14 protein-coding genes are annotated in these 16,883 nt (G+C 35.5%); 3 read left to right on the top strand and 11 right to left on the bottom strand.

The genetic code is table 11. From position 1 onward, the window contains the following. Positions 1-28: 28 nt before the first annotated feature. The 4 genes from MHH69_RS04390 to MHH69_RS04375 form a co-directional block, all read right to left on the bottom strand. Positions 29-1,234, bottom strand: coding sequence for an SHOCT-like domain-containing protein (locus MHH69_RS04390; protein ID WP_341361816.1), 1,206 nt, complete (start codon positions 1,232-1,234; stop codon positions 29-31). Positions 1,235-1,326: 92 nt separating this feature from the next. Further along, positions 1,327-4,194, bottom strand: a complete 2,868-nt coding sequence (gene uvrA, locus MHH69_RS04385) for an excinuclease ABC subunit UvrA (RefSeq protein WP_341361815.1) — start codon at positions 4,192-4,194, stop codon at positions 1,327-1,329. 6 nt (positions 4,195-4,200) lie between these two features. Next, the gene (uvrB, locus tag MHH69_RS04380) at positions 4,201-6,183 is read right to left on the bottom strand and encodes an excinuclease ABC subunit UvrB (RefSeq protein WP_341361814.1); all 1,983 of its coding nucleotides are present in this window, start codon (positions 6,181-6,183) and stop codon (positions 4,201-4,203) included. 370 nt (positions 6,184-6,553) lie between these two features. Beyond that, the gene (locus MHH69_RS04375; protein ID WP_122971040.1) at positions 6,554-6,820 is read right to left on the bottom strand and encodes an IDEAL domain-containing protein; all 267 of its coding nucleotides are present in this window, start codon (positions 6,818-6,820) and stop codon (positions 6,554-6,556) included. A 336-nt stretch (positions 6,821-7,156) separates the two neighbouring features. Here MHH69_RS04375 and MHH69_RS04370 point away from each other — a divergent pair, with 336 nt between their 5' ends. Continuing rightward, positions 7,157-7,663, top strand: coding sequence for a competence protein ComK (locus MHH69_RS04370; protein ID WP_122971041.1), 507 nt, complete (start codon positions 7,157-7,159; stop codon positions 7,661-7,663). On the opposite strand, the gene MHH69_RS04365 is transcribed toward MHH69_RS04370, so the two are convergent. The 3 genes from MHH69_RS04365 to secA form a co-directional block, all read right to left on the bottom strand. Continuing rightward, positions 7,642-8,025 carry a hypothetical protein gene (locus tag MHH69_RS04365; protein ID WP_341361813.1) on the bottom strand — a complete coding sequence of 128 codons (384 nt, stop codon included), beginning with the start codon at positions 8,023-8,025 and terminating at the stop codon, positions 7,642-7,644. The genes MHH69_RS04370 and MHH69_RS04365 overlap by 22 nt on opposite strands. A 310-nt stretch (positions 8,026-8,335) precedes the next feature. Then, a protein-coding gene (prfB, locus tag MHH69_RS04360; protein ID WP_122971076.1) for a peptide chain release factor 2 occupies positions 8,336-9,440 on the bottom strand; the annotation gives its coding sequence in 2 pieces (ribosomal slippage) (positions 8,336-9,367 and positions 9,369-9,440; 1,104 coding nt in all). A 94-nt stretch (positions 9,441-9,534) separates the two neighbouring features. Next, positions 9,535-12,039 carry a preprotein translocase subunit SecA gene (secA, locus tag MHH69_RS04355; RefSeq protein ID WP_341361812.1) on the bottom strand — a complete coding sequence of 835 codons (2,505 nt, stop codon included), beginning with the start codon at positions 12,037-12,039 and terminating at the stop codon, positions 9,535-9,537. A gap of 209 nt (positions 12,040-12,248) precedes the next feature. On the opposite strand from secA, the gene MHH69_RS04350 reads away from it, so the two are divergent. Then, a complete protein-coding gene (locus MHH69_RS04350) occupies positions 12,249-12,677 on the top strand; it encodes a VOC family protein (RefSeq protein WP_406927685.1) in 429 nt (142 codons plus the stop codon). 178 nt (positions 12,678-12,855) lie between these two features. Next, entirely contained in the window at positions 12,856-13,743 is an 888-nt protein-coding gene (locus MHH69_RS04345) for a DMT family transporter (RefSeq protein WP_341361810.1), read from the top strand. Positions 13,744-13,835: 92 nt separating this feature from the next. Here the strand turns inward: MHH69_RS04345 and hpf are convergent, their stop codons facing one another. From hpf to MHH69_RS04325, 4 genes are all read right to left on the bottom strand, one after another. Continuing rightward, positions 13,836-14,393, bottom strand: a complete 558-nt coding sequence (gene hpf, locus MHH69_RS04340) for a ribosome hibernation-promoting factor, HPF/YfiA family (protein WP_122971046.1) — start codon at positions 14,391-14,393, stop codon at positions 13,836-13,838. 213 nt (positions 14,394-14,606) lie between these two features. Then, positions 14,607-15,821 carry an ISL3 family transposase gene (locus MHH69_RS04335; RefSeq protein ID WP_136292374.1) on the bottom strand — a complete coding sequence of 405 codons (1,215 nt, stop codon included), beginning with the start codon at positions 15,819-15,821 and terminating at the stop codon, positions 14,607-14,609. A 183-nt stretch (positions 15,822-16,004) separates the two neighbouring features. Continuing rightward, positions 16,005-16,409 carry a flagellar export chaperone FliS gene (fliS, locus tag MHH69_RS04330; RefSeq protein WP_122971047.1) on the bottom strand — a complete coding sequence of 135 codons (405 nt, stop codon included), beginning with the start codon at positions 16,407-16,409 and terminating at the stop codon, positions 16,005-16,007. 91 nt (positions 16,410-16,500) lie between these two features. Further along, entirely contained in the window at positions 16,501-16,860 is a 360-nt protein-coding gene (locus tag MHH69_RS04325; RefSeq protein WP_122971048.1) for a flagellar protein FliT, read from the bottom strand. Positions 16,861-16,883: the final 23 nt, after the last annotated feature.

The following is a 16,883-nucleotide window of genomic DNA, read 5'->3' as shown; positions in this document are numbered from 1 at the left end:
TGAAATGGAAATTTTTATTAATATAGATTTACTCAGCAATATATCGAACGATTATGCTTCCTGTACGAGATTCGCCAGATAGTTTTAAAATATTGGCATCTTCGATTAATTTCTCAAAATACAATGTTTTAAGTAAAAATTGATCTTCTTCTGATCGAATGACTACATCAGAAAGGCCAACATCTGCTTTTCCAAAGTTAGTTGTTACTTGCCCATCAACAGATATTGTTTTTGGTACATATAGCTCAACAGCTCCAGCTACTGTTTGTGCTTTTACTTTACGTGCATCTTTTGCATTTGTCGTTATAACTAGTGTACCGTTAACCGACTCTGCTTCAACTTCTTTAAGTTCTCCATCGATATAAATACGTCCGTTTACTGTTTCCGTTTCTAAATCTTCTCCTATGACATCACGGAGTTCAATGGATCCATTCCCTGTCTCAATTGACGCATGTTCAAAGGATGTATGATTTACTTTAATTGTCCCATTATACGTTTTTAACTTTATTAATTTTGCATCGAGGCTTTGAACTGTAACAAAACCATTTAATAAACGTACTAAAACTACGTCATATAGTTTCTCAGGTACAACTAAACGTAGAGAAACTTGAGACATTTTTGTCGAAACTGAGATCGTTAATTTCCCGTTTACTAGTTGAACTAATTGTTGTTCAAATTGTTCTTTTGTTTTTTCTTCATTATGATCATTCACAGATGTTTTTACTTGGGCTTCTACTAAAAATTGATTATCTTCCGATTTGATGATATCGACTTTCCCATTCGGTATGTCTATTTCAACACCTTTTATTTCATCGGATTCATAAGCATAGGTTTTCATGAATTGTACCTTTTCTCCAAAAGGAAATTCGAAATCAAAGTCTTTTATTTTCGAAAACGTAGAATTCATCAGCCCAACTACCCGATTACTAAATTGGGATAAATCTTGTTTTAAATCATTCATAAATTCATCCATTTTCTTATTTGTTTCTTTATTGTGAAATGCTTTGCCAAATATATCTTCAAATCCTGTTTTTTTCGATTCTTCTTCTGTATGTTGGGAAGTTTCCTTTTGCTCTGAATCATTTGTCTTTTCCGTATTTGTCGTTAGAGGTACATTCGTTACTTGTGTGGAATCCTTTTCTTTTGTTAACGCCTCAAGTAAAACAATCGCTTCTTCAGCGGAGATTGTTCCATTTTCAACTAATTTTAAAATGCGTTTACGTTCATTTTCCATAAAAAAAGCCTCCCTCTACTTTGTATACTTAATATACGAAGAGGGTGGCTAAAAAGTTTCATTTCTCTTTTATGATAGACAATTGTCGACGATTATTTGTTAGAAGCTTCGGCTAAAAGAGTTTCCATCCGTTTTCTGTCTCTCTCTAATATAGGTTTTAAATATTGACCAGTATAGGATTTTTCATGATTCGCTATTTCCTCTGGAGTGCCTGTAGCGATAATCGTACCGCCATTTTCTCCCCCTTCTGGTCCAAGGTCGATAATATAATCTGCTGTTTTAATAACATCTAAATTATGTTCAATGACAAGAACGGTATCACCATTATCTACAAGCCTTTGTAATACTTTTAAAAGACGGGCTATATCATGAGCATGTAAACCCGTTGTTGGTTCATCTAAAATATAAAACGATTTTCCAGTGGATCGTCGATGTAATTCTGATGCCAATTTAACCCGTTGTGCCTCCCCGCCTGATAATGTAGTGGCAGGTTGTCCGAGTTTCATATAACCTAATCCTACATCAACGATCGTTTGTAGTTTTCTTTGAATTTTAGGGACATTTTCGAAAAATACAACCGCATCTTCAATTGTCATATCTAGTAGTTCAGCAATATTTTTTTCTTTATAACGAACTTCTAAAGTTTCACGATTATATCGTTTCCCATGACAAACTTCACATGGAACATAGACGTCAGGTAAAAAATGCATTTCAATTTTAATAATGCCATCACCACGACATGCTTCACAGCGGCCACCTTTTACATTAAAACTAAAACGGCCCTTTTTATAACCACGAACTTTCGCTTCATTTGTTGAAGCAAATAAATCACGAATATCATCAAATACACCTGTATACGTTGCAGGATTTGAACGCGGTGTACGACCAATTGGTGATTGATCAATATCTATTACTTTGTCTAAATGTTCGATTCCTGATATGTCTTTATGGGCACCTGGTTTTGAGCGGGCACGATTCAATTTTTGAGCAAGGGCTTTATATAAAATTTCATTAATTAATGTAGATTTTCCAGAACCTGATACACCCGTAACGGCAATAAATTGTCCTAAAGGAATATCAACACTTACATTTTTTAAATTATTTTCTGTTGCCCCTTTAATCGTTAGTTTACGTCCATCCAATTTTCTTCGTTCAATCGGAAGTGGAATAAATTTGCTTCCGCTTAAATATTGTCCTGTAATCGATGAAGCGTTTTTCATCACTTCCAAAGGTGTTCCAGAAGCTACAATTTCTCCGCCGTGAACACCAGCACCAGGACCAACATCGATTAGGTAATCAGCGGCTAACATCGTATCCTCATCATGTTCAACGACAATTAATGTATTACCTAAATCCCTCATTTCTTTCATTGTTGCGATAAGTCGGTCATTATCTCGTTGATGGAGTCCGATTGAAGGTTCGTCCAAAATGTATAATACCCCTGTTAAACGGGAACCGATTTGTGTAGCAAGTCGAATTCGTTGCGCTTCTCCACCAGATAGTGTGCCAGCTGCCCTTGATAGCGTTAAATAATCTAGCCCAACATTTATAAGGAAGCTCAATCGCTCAGTAATTTCACGGATGATTAATCGGGCAATTTGCATTTCCTTTTCTGAAAGGTTTAATGTAGAGAAAAATTCATACATATCCCCAATCGAATGCTCGGTTGCTTCAGCAATGTGTAACCCTTCTACTTTTACAGCTAATGTTTCCGGCTTTAATCGATACCCTTTACACGTTGGACAAGGTTGTTGGGTCATATATTTTTCCATTTGTTCCTTTACGTAATCGGAAGTAGAATCACGGTAACGTCGTTCAATATTACGAATAACTCCTTCAAATTCTATTTCCTTATCATGGACACTGCCGTATTCACTTTCATAATGGAAATGGATTTTTTCCTTCCCAGAACCATATAAAATTTTATCCATTTGGCTTTTCGGTATTTGTGACACCGGTACATCCATTGGGATACCATAGTGATCACAAACGGCTTTTAAAAGTTGTGGGTAATATTGGGAACTTGTTGGCTCCCAAGCAGCAATCGCATGTTCTTCCAAAGTCTTTTCCCAATCAGGAATTAATAAATCAAGATCTACCTCTTGTTTTGTTCCTAATCCGTCACAAGATGGGCAAGCGCCAAAGGGACTGTTAAATGAAAACATACGAGGCTCTAGTTCATCGATGGAAAAACCACACAACGGACAAGCATGATGTTCACTAAATAATAACTCTTCATGTTCCATCACATCCACTATCACTTTTCCATCAGCTAGTTTACATGCTGTTTCTAAAGAGTCACTTAAACGGGACGAAATCCCTTCTTTAATAACGATTCGATCGACTACTACTTCAATATTATGTTTTTTATTTTTATCTAGTTCAATCGAGTCGTCTAAATCCCGCATTTCTCCATCTATTCGAACACGAACAAACCCTTGCTTTTTAAGATCATCGATTAGTTTAACATGAGTCCCTTTACGACCTGACACAATCGGCGCAAATAACTGCATTTTCGTACGTTCTGGATATTCCAATAAGCGATCTACCATTTGTTCGATTGTTTGGGAAGCAATTTCAGTTCCGTGATTTGGACAAATTGGTTTTCCAATTCGAGCAAATAGTAATCGTAAATAATCGTAAATTTCCGTAACCGTCCCTACTGTTGAACGTGGATTTCGACTAGTTGTCTTTTGGTCGATGGAAATAGCAGGTGATAACCCTTCAATTAAGTCAACGTCCGGCTTGTCCATTTGACCTAAAAATTGACGGGCATAGGCCGAAAGGGATTCTACGTACCGGCGTTGCCCTTCAGCATAAATCGTATCGAATGCAAGGGACGATTTACCAGAACCAGATAACCCAGTTATTACAACTAGCTTATCTCGTGGTATCGTTACATTAACATTTTTCAAATTATTTGAACGTGCACCTTGTACAACAATTTCAGTATTTTTCACTATTGATCACCCTTCCACCTTCAACTCAAATATCGTATCTCTCAATTCTGCTGCACGTTCAAAATCAAGGGCTTTCGCAGCTTCCTTCATTTCTAATTCTAAAGATGCAATCAGTTTTTCGATTTCAGATTTCGTCATTTTCTTACCTCTCGTTACTTTAGTAACGTAAGTTTCTTCCTCTTCTGCCGCTTGTGTAGCTCGAATTAATTCTGGTATTTTCTTCTGAATTGTTTTTGGTGTAATGCCATGCTCTTTGTTATATGCTTCTTGAATAGTTCGACGGCGTTTTGTTTCATCAATCGCTTTTTTCATCGAATCTGTTATATGATCTGCATACATAATGACATGACCGTTAGCATTTCGAGCTGCACGACCAATTGTTTGAATTAATGATCGTTCAGAACGTAAAAAACCTTCCTTATCTGCATCCAATATAGCTACAAGGGATACTTCAGGAATATCTAGTCCTTCCCGCAATAGGTTGATTCCAACTAATACGTCATATGTTCCTTTTCGAAGTTCTCTTATTATTTCGATTCGGTCTAGCGTTTTTACTTCTGAATGAAGATATTCTACTTTAATCCCCATTTCTTTAAAGTAATCTGTCAAATCTTCGGCCATTTTCTTTGTTAATGTCGTAACAAGTACTCGTTCTTGTCTTTTTGTTCGTTCGTTAATTTCATCGATTAAGTCATCGATTTGTCCTTCTATTGGACGTACATCGATTGTTGGATCTAATAATCCAGTTGGTCGTATAATTTGTTCTACCATTTCTGGTGTATGCTCTATCTCATATGGTCCAGGTGTGGCGGATACATAGATTGCTTGATGAATATGTTGTTCAAATTCTTCAAATTTTAACGGTCTATTATCCAATGCAGAAGGTAAACGGAATCCATGCTCTACTAATACGTTTTTACGAGCTTGGTCTCCATTATACATTCCTCGTATTTGTGGCAATGTAACATGACTTTCATCAACTACTAATAAAAAATCTTTTGGGAAGTAATCAAGCAACGTATATGGTGTTGCCCCTGCTTCTCTCAACGTTAAGTGACGGGAGTAATTTTCAACTCCCGAACAAAAACCCATTTCCCGCATCATTTCTAAATCGTAATTTGTTCGTTGTTCAAGACGTTGCGCTTCAAGCAATTTATCTTCTGCTCGGAATTTGGCTAACTGTTGTTCAAGTTCCTTTTCAATATTTTCAATCGCCTTCCGCATCTTTTCTTCCCGGGTAACGAAGTGGGAAGCTGGGAAAATCGCTACATGTTCCCGGTCGCCTATAATTTCTCCTGTTAAAGCATCCACTTCTCGGATTCGCTCAATCTCATCACCGAACAATTCAACTCGAATACATTTCTCATCCCGTGATGCTGGGAATATTTCGACCACGTCCCCACGAACACGGAACGTCCCACGGGTAAAGTTCACATCGTTTCTTTCATATTGAATATCTACTAATTTTCGTAGTAATTGATTACGTTCTATTTCCATTCCAGTTCGCAGTGAAACAACCATTTCACGATATTCCTCTGGATTCCCTAAACCATAAATACAGGAAACAGAAGCAATAATGATAACATCCTCTCTCTCAAATAATGAGGATGTTGCCGAGTGTCTTAATTTGTCAATTTCATCATTAATGCTTGAATCTTTTTCAATGTATGTATCGGTTTGTGGTACATACGCTTCTGGTTGATAATAATCGTAGTAACTAACAAAATATTCTACCGCATTATTTGGGAAAAATTGTTTAAATTCACTATAAAGCTGACCTGCCAATGTTTTATTATGGGCAATGACGAGGGTTGGCTTCTTCACTTCTTTAATAACGTTAGAAATTGTAAATGTTTTCCCTGTACCAGTAGCCCCGAGTAATGTCTGATGTCTTTTGCCCTCTTTTATTCCTTTAACAAGTTCTACAATAGCATTAGGCTGATCCCCACTCGGTTTATAGGCAGAATGCAATTCAAAAGTTTCGGTCATTTATCGTTCGTCCTTTCCACCCAAATGTTCTATGAATAAATTTTAGCATAACCAATCGAAAAATACGATTAATAAGCGAACGTACATTCTTAAAAAGATTATTGATCATATATCTAATACTAATTTTTACCATAGATTGGATTATTAAAACTTATAAAAGAAAAACGACGATCCATGTAAACATTTACTGCAAGGATCGACGCTATAATCTGCTTATAAATTTTTCTACTATTTCATCAACGAAGACTGCTTTTTATATAAAAATATATAGGAAAACAAATAAACCACCTTTAAGTTAATTGTCTACCCAAATGTTACATTCGGATTTAGACAACAACTCTTTAGGTGGCTTATAAAACTTGGCATTATGTTACATTAATGTCTCTTGCGATTCGTCCAACTCTTGAGATTCTTGTAACTCATTAAGCTCTTTTGTATAAGTATAAAACGCGTCTTCATTTCTTTCATCTAATGCACTATCGATGAGATCTTTCAACTGTTCAATTCTTTGCAATCTTTGCATGCGGTTTAAAAACAAGTCCAAATAAATGTCATTCAATAATTTTTCAGATTCGTTTGCATGTTGATAGTGTCCAACTGCCTTAAGAAAATCTGTGTATGAATAATATTTATCCATCGATAATCACCCCGATTCCCTTTTTTCTATTATAAAAAATCGGTTATCAATTTGCAATATATTCTGAAAAATATGTGATTTTTTCTTAAATTGGTGTTAGTAACAATTTATATGATTTCCTTACATATTAGCCAACAGAATTAATAGATTGAGGACTTTTGAATAAATTATTCCTTCCATTTATTATTTAAAATTTTATTTTTATTTAATTAAAAACGGGGAAATTTAAATTTAAGAATTTTTCAAAATTTCCCATTGAAATAGTTCTAATATCATATTATGATTTTCTTAAATCGGTTATATAGCATTAATTAGATATTGAAAAGGAGGATGTTTATGTTGGAAGATGTAAATGTTGTTAATTCTTATCATATCTCATTTAATACTTATTTAATCGAACCTATGGAACATGGAGAAAAACTATACTCTCGCGTTTACGATAAAAACGGAGAAATTATTGTCGAAAGAAAACCTCTTTACATAGTAAGAAAATCCTGTTATGCAATGGGCAGTAATTATAATGCAGCACGTATGGTTGCGAAACGTTTCTTTGGTAAAGAGAAACATAAATTGCCTATCATTATTTCTCATGATTATGGGATACCTTGTGTCTTCTTCCCGCTTCTATCTCCTGCGTCGCCTAGTAATGTTTGGATTGGACTTCATGCGATTATTAATATACGCCGTTTAAAAGACTTTACCGAAATTACTTTAAAAAATGGAAAAGAACTCGTTCTACAAATTAATTACTCATCCTTCTGTTCCCAATACGTATGCGCAACAATGCTGCAAAAATATGCTGCTAACCAGCGACTGATCATTCAAAATGAATTACCCTTTTGAGTAATTGTTGAAGCTTTATTTAAATATAATTTAAGCAAATCTTCAACTTGATTTCGAAGTCGTATATTTGAATATCTTCTAACTTCCATTATTTTCATATAATGGAATTGGTACTCAGTAAATAATTCATCGCGGTTTCCTTGAACAACTCTAAGCTGATGATTTTTCAAATAATCCTTTGTTTTTTTTAAATCATCTTCTGCGTATCTTCTTGCTTCATCAATTAAATAAATATAGGGACGCTTTAACTTAAACTGTCCATTTTCTATTTGTGCATGGTCTTTTTCTAAAACGATTAATAACATTGGTAAATAGATGGCCGCTTCTAGATATGGGACAGTTTCAATGGGAATATGTGCCATTAAAAAACCCTCCTAAACAGTAGAACACTTGTTCTTATTATTATATTACAACAAATTTTAAAAAATGCAATTACAGAATACAGGAAAATAATAGTATGTCTAAAGAGGATGATCTTTCGAGAGAAAAGCAATACTTTATAGTTAAAAATATGAATTAACTCTATTTGCTAATAACCGATGAATAAAATACATCTAAGAGTCATTCAGAAAATACGATCTATCTCTTATTATTAGACAAATAAATATAAAATAATAAAAACCTTTTCGATCAAGGAATTTCATCCTTATCGAAAAGGTTTTGAAGTAATTATTACTGTCCAATACGTGAACGTAAGAAGGCGTTGATGAAATCATCTAAATCTCCGTCCATTACCCCTTGAACATTACCTGTTTCAAAATTTGTACGGTGGTCTTTTACCATTGAATAAGGGTGGAATACATAAGAACGAATTTGAGAACCCCAACCAATTTCTTTCTGTTCTCCACGAATAGCAGCCAATTCAGCTTGTTGTTTCTCAATTTCAAGTTGGTATAACTTTGCTTTTAACATACTCATCGCTTTTTCACGGTTTTTAATTTGAGACCGCTCTGCTTGGCAAGAAACAACTACGCCTGTAGGAATGTGCGTAATACGAACAGCTGAGTCCGTCGTATTAATGTGCTGACCACCAGCACCAGTTGCACGATACGTATCAATTTTTAAATCTTCCGTTCGAACTTCGATTTCAATTTCATTATTAAACTCTGGCATTACATCACAGGAAACAAAGGAAGTATGACGACGTCCAGCTGAGTCAAAGGGTGAAATACGTACTAAACGATGTACGCCCTTTTCCGCCTTTAAATAGCCATATGCGTTATGTCCCTGAATTAATAAAGTAACAGATTTTATACCGGCTTCATCACCTGGCAAGTAATCCATTGTTTCTACTTTAAAGCCACGTTTTTCAGCCCAACGAGTGTACATACGTAATAACATCGAACCCCAATCTTGAGATTCGGTTCCACCAGCACCTGGGTGAAGTTCTAAAATTGCATTATTTTTATCGTATGGTTCACTTAAAAGCATTTGAAGCTCAAACTGATCCATTTTCCGTTGAAACTCTTCTAATTCATTACCTAGTTCGGATTGTAAATCTTCATCCGGCTCTTCTTTTAAAAGTTCTAACGTCATTTCTAAATTTTCATGGGTCATAATCAAGTCATTAAATTCATTAACGATTGCTTTTAAACCGTTTGCTTCATTGATGACTGTTTGTGCCGCGTTTTGGTCATTCCAAAAATCCGGCATCAGCATCATTTCATCCAATTCTTGAATACGCGCCTCTTTGTTTTCTAAGTCAAAGAGACCCCCTGAAGTCCGCCAATTTTGAGGCTGTAGTTTCCAACGTGTTTCTTACATCTGATAATTCAATCATTAAAAATCCTCCGTACTATATAATTAAATTGAGAGAACCGTACCATCATAAGATGACTACGGTTCAAGTTCATAAATAAAGGGTCTTCGATTTACTCTACACCATGGCAGTTTTTGTATTTTTTGCCGCTACCGCATGGGCATGGATCGTTACGGCCAATTGTATCGGATTTACGAATCGGTTGTTTTTTCTTCGGTGCAGCTTCTTCTTTCGGATTAACTGCCTGTCCTTTTGCAACCTCTTCCCGTTCTAAATTGTTGCGAATTTGGGCTTTCAGTGCATATTTCGTTACATCTTCACGAATAGAAGCAATCATATCTTCAAACATTGCAAATCCTTCTTGTTCATATTCGCGTAACGGATCATTTTGACCATAAGCACGTAAATGGATACCTTGACGTAATTGATCCATCGCATCAATATGATCAATCCATTTCGTATCAATTGAACGAAGTAAAATAACCTTTTCAAATTCACGCATACGTTCAGGAGATAACTGTTGTTCTTTTTCATCATAACGTTTTTGAACTTCTGCATAAATATATTGAATCATCTCTTCAGGTGATTTTCCTTCAAGATCGCTCGCTTTAATAGCTCCCTCTTCTAATAAATTTGCTTGAATGTAATCTTCGAGGGCTTTTAAATTCCAATCTTTTTGTTCGCCTTGTGTATGAACAGCGACGATATTTTCAATAGACTCTTGAATCATCGCCTCAACTAAAGAACGCATATTTTCCGTTTCAAGAACATCACGGCGCTCTTTGTAAATAACTTCCCGTTGTTGACGAAGTACATCATCATATTGTAATAAACGTTTACGAGCATCGAAGTTATTACCTTCAACTCGTTTTTGTGCAGATTCAACCGCTTTTGATACCATTCCTGATTGGATAGGTTGAGTATCATCCATACCAAGTCTCGTCATCATCGCTTTCATTTTATCTGAGCCGAAGCGACGCATTAAATCATCTTCTAAAGATAAGTAGAATTGGGTAACACCAGGATCCCCTTGACGTCCAGAACGACCGCGCAGCTGATTATCAATACGACGGGATTCGTGACGTTCCGTACCAATGACAGCCAAGCCTCCAAGCTCTAAAACGCCATCTCCTAATTTAATGTCAGTACCACGACCAGCCATGTTCGTTGCAATCGTTACAGCACCTTTATTCCCCGCATTAGCAATAATTTCAGCTTCCCGCTCATGATTTTTCGCGTTCAAAACATTGTGAGGAATTTTATGTTTATCTAGTAATTTCGAAATGATTTCAGACGTTTCAATCGCCACTGTCCCAACTAAAACTGGTTGCCCTTTTTTATGACGTTCCGCAATTTCAGCGGCAACCGCATTAAATTTCCCATTCATCGTAGCAAAAATTAAATCCGGTCTATCTTCACGGGCAATTGGTTTGTTTGTAGGAATGACAACTACTTGCATATTGTAAATATTACGGAACTCTTCTTCTTCCGTTTTTGCTGTTCCGGTCATACCAGCCAGTTTCTCATACATACGGAAGTAGTTTTGGAACGTGATCGTTGCCATCGTCATTGATTCATTTTGAATATCTACACCTTCTTTTGCTTCAATTGCTTGGTGTAGACCGTCAGAATAACGGCGTCCTTTCATTAAACGTCCTGTAAATCCATCGACAATGACAATTTCTCCATCTTGAACGACATAATCAACATCGCGATGCATAGAAACATGGGCTTTTAATGATTGGTTGATAGCATGGAGTAATCTTACATGGGATAAATCAAATAGGTTATCAATATTAAAAGCCTTTTCTGCTTTAGCAATACCAGTTTCCGTTAATGTAACCCCTTTTGTCGTTTCGTCGTAAGTATAATCTTCTTCTGCTTTTAACAAACGAACAAACATATTCGATTGAACATAAAGTTGAGCCGTTTTTCCTGCTTGACCTGAAATAATCAAAGGAGTACGTGCTTCATCAATTAAAATAGAGTCGACCTCGTCAATGACAGCATAATAAAGTGGACGTTGTACTCGCTCTTCTTTATAAAGCACCATGTTATCACGTAAATAGTCAAAACCAAGTTCATTGTTCGTACTATATGTAATATCAGCAGCATATGCTTCCCGTTTTTCTTCTTTCGACAAGCTATTTAAATTTAGCCCTACCGTTAAACCTAGGAAATTATATAATTGACCCATTTCAGTAGCGTCACGACTAGCAAGATATTCGTTGACTGTCACAACATGTACACCTTTACCAGTTATAGCGTTTAAGTAGACCGCCATCGTGGAAGTTAATGTTTTCCCTTCCCCCGTTTTCATTTCAGCAATATTACCTTCATTTAAAGTAGCTGCCCCCATAATTTGAACGCGGAATGGATACATTCCTAGTACACGGCGAGATGCTTCCCGACATACGGCGAAGGCTTCTGGAAGTAACTGCTCCAATGTCTCCCCATTTTGATAACGCTCTTTGAATTCAGTCGTTTTTTCTTTTAAGTCTTCGTCACTTAACTGTTCCATCTGAGAAGCTAGAGCTTCGACTTGATCAGCAATTTTGTTTAATTTTTTAATTTCTTTTTTGTTAAGATCAAATATTTTATTTAAAATGTTAGCCATGAAATTTTTCACTTCCCATATAGTCTTAATACATATTTTATCACTACCTATATAGTAGGTGCAAATACCCTTCCTATTTTCGACGAATGTAACTAACCTCCAGAAAGTTTTCTTTGAAAGAAGTATAAAAATTAAACATTTCGTGAAGAAGGATAAAAGATGAATCTTATAGAAATACAATTAGAACCATAATTATATTGTAAGGAGAGATGGAAGTGGCAATTCAATTATATTTCGTTTTCAATGGAAATTGTCGAGAAGCAGTAGAATTTTATGCAAAAGTTTTTAAAACAGAGGAACAGAACATTATGTCTTTCGGTGATGCTCCACCGGATCCAAATCATACGATTCCAGAGGAAGCGAAACATTTAGTCATGCATGCAAACTTGGAAATTGCTGGCAGCAAAGTGATGTTTTCAGATACATGGCCTGGCTCTCCTTTTACTGTAGGAAACAATATTACAATAGCCGTTGTAAGTGAAGATGAAGAGTTGATTCGTTCTGCCTTTGATGGTTTAAAAGAAGGTGGGAAAGTGAACATGGAACTACAAGAAACTTTCTGGAGCAAATGTTATGGCCAAGTAGTGGACAAATTTGGCATCGAATGGCAACTAAGTCTAGAAAGTAAAGAACAATAAATCAAAAAACGGCCTTTATTCCCGCATATCATTGGAATAAAGGCTTTTATTTTTCCTAACTACATATTCGTACGACTGTTTGCTCCCATTGTTTCTTCCATTCTACCCAATTCAAATTCTTAACATATATTAGAGAGAAGTTACTACCGAATGAACAAACTAGAAAGAGGGGTTAAGGGTGGGGAAGGAGAGTTCCAAGCTTACTTCGTATGTATTGTTAATTTTATTAATCGTTATTTGGGGAGTTAGTTGGCCAATTTATAAAAATGGGGTAAGTTTTATGCCACCCCTTCTTTTTGCAGGAATAAGAGCTTTTATTGGAGGCATTCTTTTATTTTTCATTGCATGGAAAAGTCGTTATATCCTCCAATTTCGGAAGAACTGGCATTACTATGCTATTTCTGCCACATTGAACATTGTCCTTTATTTAGGAATCCAAACAGTTGGGCTTATTTATTTACCGGGTGGATTGTTCTCCGTTCTTGTCTATTTTCAACCTGTACTGTTAGGCATCCTCGCATGGTTGTTTTTAGGAGAGGGGATGACGATTACGAAAATAATCGGCTTAATCATTGGATTTATTGGGATATTACTTGTGAGCATTGAAGGACTGACCATCCACCTTTCCATTATAGGAGTATCCCTAGCCCTTGCAACCGCTCTAGTATGGGCAAGTGGCGTTGTTTATGTAAAGAAAAATAAAGAGAAGGTAGATCCTTACTGGATGGTCGTTATGCAACTAGTTATCGGTGGGGCCTTTTTATTAACGGCTGGATTTATTGTAGAAGATGTGCAACTCATTAGTTGGAACGGTGAGCTTATTTCAAGCATTATTTGGGGATCAACAGCAGGAATGGCCATTGCCCAATTTCTTTATTACAAGTTGATTAATGAAGGAGAAGCTAGCAAAATAGGGGCTTTTACCTTCATTGTCCCAATTATATCGGTTATCATTAGCTCAATTTTTTTAGACGAAAATATTACCGTCAATTTGTTTTTCGGCATGCTCCTCGTAGGAACAAGTATTTATTTAGTCAATTATCAACGAAAACGAATCACCACTTAAAACATCAAAGTTCGTTAAATATAAAACAAAAAGAACCCTTTTAACAAAGGGTTCTAAGTCTAGACAATAAACTCTTGTCCTTTTATATTTATTTAATTTGTTTCGATTAATCCATATTTTCCATCACGGCGTTTATAAACGATGTTCGTATGGTTCGATTCTGCGTCTGTATATACGAAGAAATCATGACCAAGTAAATTCATTTGAAGAATAGCTTCTTCCTGATCCATCGGTTTTAAGTCAAATTGCTTTGTTCGAACTACTGTAAATTCCTCATCATCTGTCGTTGTTGCTGCGATGCCGTTCCCTACTTCATGGGCAAAGTAAACACCTGCCCCTTCACGTTCACGGAATTTACGGTTAACCTTTGTTTTATGTTTACGAATTTGGCGCTCAAGTTTGTCAACGATTAAATCGATTGCTGCATACATATCATCATGACGTTCTTCTGCACGAAGTGTGACATTTTTCATAGGAATTGTTACTTCGACCTTTGTTTGCTTGTCATTGTACACTTTTAAATTGACATTAGCGTTTGCATTAACACCTTCGCTGAAATAACGTTCGATTTTCTCGATTTTATTTTCAACGTAGTCGCGAATCGCTGGAGTTACCTCAATGTTTTCACCACGAATGTTAAAGTTAATCATGTAAACTCCTCCTTTGTTACACCTATGTAAATATATATTCGCCATCGGTTCAAAAAATCCTACCAGTTTAAAAGAATATTTTTCATCTTTCGACATTTTTATTCACAAAAAATTAACATACCGAGAAAATACTTATATAACATGTAAATGTAACGTTAAAATTTCGGTTCTATGTCAAATGTTGGGGTGAAGTGATATTACACGGCACCCCGATTATCCTAAATGAATCCCAATTTTCTTAGATAAATTATTTAATAAAATTTTCGCTTTAAAGTGTTCATAGCTTCTAAAACCATAAGCATTACGCTTCAAAACTTTTGATTTATTATTAATTCCTTCTAAAAAACCATTTGAATATCCAAAACTTAAACTATTTAAAATTTCAACTTGCCAATTTTTTAGCGTTTGAATGGCCTTTAAAAATGCCGGAATATTTGCTTTTTCTACCTTTCGGTAAAAGGCTTCTAATCTTTTTTTTATTTCTATCAAATCATTTGAAGTTTTTGCCCAATCAAACCATTCGCAGTAAGCTTCTTTTAATTCATAGGCTTGCTTTAGTTCCTTCGACATTCCTATGTAACGATTTAAGTACCAACGATTCGTTTCTGTTAACTTATCAAATCGTTTATATAGTACATGACGCATTTTCTTACATTTCTTTCGATCATATGCATGCCATTCTTTTTGAACATTTCGACGTACTTCATCTAGTGCCCAGTAAATATAACGACAATAATGAAAGCGATCCGCAATAATAATCGGGCGATTTAACGCCTTCCTAACTGCTGCTTTAAAGCTTGGATTCATGTCCATAACCACAATTTCTACATCTGCACCGTATTTCATCAAGTAATCCTTAATGGTTTCTTTTCTACGATTTGGTAAAATATCAATTGGTTCATGTGTTTCCGCATTGGCAATAATTAATTGATAAGTTCCCGCATCGGTATCTGCTTTATATTCATCAATCGCGATACATTTTGGTAAATGAACCCCTTCATTTAATTGTTCCTTTACTACTTCTTTAAAGCGACGAATCACTGTTGAGCTTGATGTACCAAGTACTTCAGCTGCTTCTTTAAATGTTTTTGCCTTTATTGAACGGATTCGTACAACTTGATTCCATTCTTTCGAGAAACGTTGATATTTATCCACGAAAGGGGATTTTTCTGAAAAACGTTTCCCACATTGGCATACATAACGACGACGTTTATAAAAAAGGACGGTTAATCGTTCAAACCATTTTAAATGATTAATTTTTTGAATTCGATAATCATGGACTTTTGATGTTATATTCTTGCATGCTGGACATTGATGTTCTTTTTTTGGTATGGAAACGTGTAGAACAATACGTTCCCCCATCTCCTCCACCTTATGAACAGTTACACCTTTTAATCCTGGAATATTCATGTTAAAATTCATTTGCACGTATCACCTTTCATTGCTTGTTTCTCGACAATTCAAGTATATAGAAATCGGTGATTACGTGCTTTTTTATTTATGAAATTTTTTTAAACCCCAACAAATATTATAGAGCCAAAATTTCTAAGTAACAAAACTAAAGTAAAAGAAAAAGCCTTACAAATGTAAGACTTGTTTCCTGCACAACGATTAAACTTGTTGTGTATTACTATATTGTTGTTGACGAGTAATTTGAATTACTTGTTTCCAAGTATCACGAAACTCAGTTGTTAACCCAATGACTTCATCGATAATCACAGTATCATTTTTCACATTTGCCTCCATTAGACGGCGATTCATATATTCATATAACGGAAGCATTTGTTTCGAAATGTCATAGTCCATATTTAAAGTGGACATCAACTCTTGAATAATAGCTTGAGCCTTTTGAAGGTTTGTATTTTTTTCTTGGATGTTTTGTTCTTCTATTGCTTTTTTTGCCTTCGTTAAAAACTTCAAACAGCCGTTATATAACATTAACGTCAGTTCTCCAGGCGAAGCAGTTGTCACACTGTTTTGTTTGTAAGCATTAAGTGCGGAATTTTGTACTGCCAATATGGGACACTCCTTTAGAGAGATACATTATAGTTTTCATACCAAGTAATTATCTACCTATTCATTTTTATTGAATTGGCTAACAAATACTTTATTTTTTCTTATCGTAATACATGCCGTCCATTACTTGAACGGATGCATACGGATTCATATATTGTTTTTCATGTTTCTTTGATTGTTGCAAATCTTTCATATCTTGCTTCACAAGTTTCATCGTATCGTCTAGGCGTGCTCGAATCCCACTATCCAACTCTACTAAAGTGGTATGAAGTTTATTTGTTGGATCCATTTGAAAGCCTTCTTGTCGAAGCTTTTCAACAATCGTACCGCGCTCATCCAACATGTCGTTGATTTCATCAATAAATTCGGAACGCTCTTCCCCTTTAGGAATGTTCGTTAAATGTTTCAATAGTTTCGCGGATATTTGTAAAAGTTGCTGTGTATTATCCATTGGTCTACTCCAATCAAAAGGAA

The organism is Ureibacillus sp. FSL E2-3493, from assembly GCF_038077515.1.
Classification (GTDB): Bacteria; Bacillota; Bacilli; order Bacillales_A; family Planococcaceae; genus Ureibacillus; species Ureibacillus halotolerans.
The sequence above is the reverse complement of the archived record's forward strand: the minus strand, read 5'-3'. Positions and strand labels throughout refer to the sequence as shown.

Excerpts from the sequence above, each read along its gene's own strand:
- MHH69_RS04375 (WP_122971040.1), bottom strand. The coding sequence starts at position 6,820 with ATGGATAAATATTATTCATACACAGATTTTCTTAAGGCAGTTGGACAC.
- MHH69_RS04390 (WP_341361816.1), bottom strand. The coding sequence starts at position 1,234 with ATGGAAAATGAACGTAAACGCATTTTAAAATTAGTTGAAAATGGAACA.
- secA (WP_341361812.1), bottom strand. The coding sequence starts at position 12,039 with ATGGCTAACATTTTAAATAAAATATTTGATCTTAACAAAAAAGAAATT.
- MHH69_RS04350 (WP_406927685.1), top strand. The coding sequence starts at position 12,249 with ATGGAAGTGGCAATTCAATTATATTTCGTTTTCAATGGAAATTGTCGA.
- uvrB (WP_341361814.1), bottom strand. The coding sequence starts at position 6,183 with ATGACCGAAACTTTTGAATTGCATTCTGCCTATAAACCGAGTGGGGAT.
- MHH69_RS04365 (WP_341361813.1), bottom strand. The coding sequence starts at position 8,025 with ATGGCACATATTCCCATTGAAACTGTCCCATATCTAGAAGCGGCCATC.
- MHH69_RS04325 (WP_122971048.1), bottom strand. The coding sequence starts at position 16,860 with ATGGATAATACACAGCAACTTTTACAAATATCCGCGAAACTATTGAAA.
- hpf (WP_122971046.1), bottom strand. The coding sequence starts at position 14,393 with ATGATTAACTTTAACATTCGTGGTGAAAACATTGAGGTAACTCCAGCG.
- MHH69_RS04370 (WP_122971041.1), top strand. The coding sequence starts at position 7,157 with ATGTTGGAAGATGTAAATGTTGTTAATTCTTATCATATCTCATTTAAT.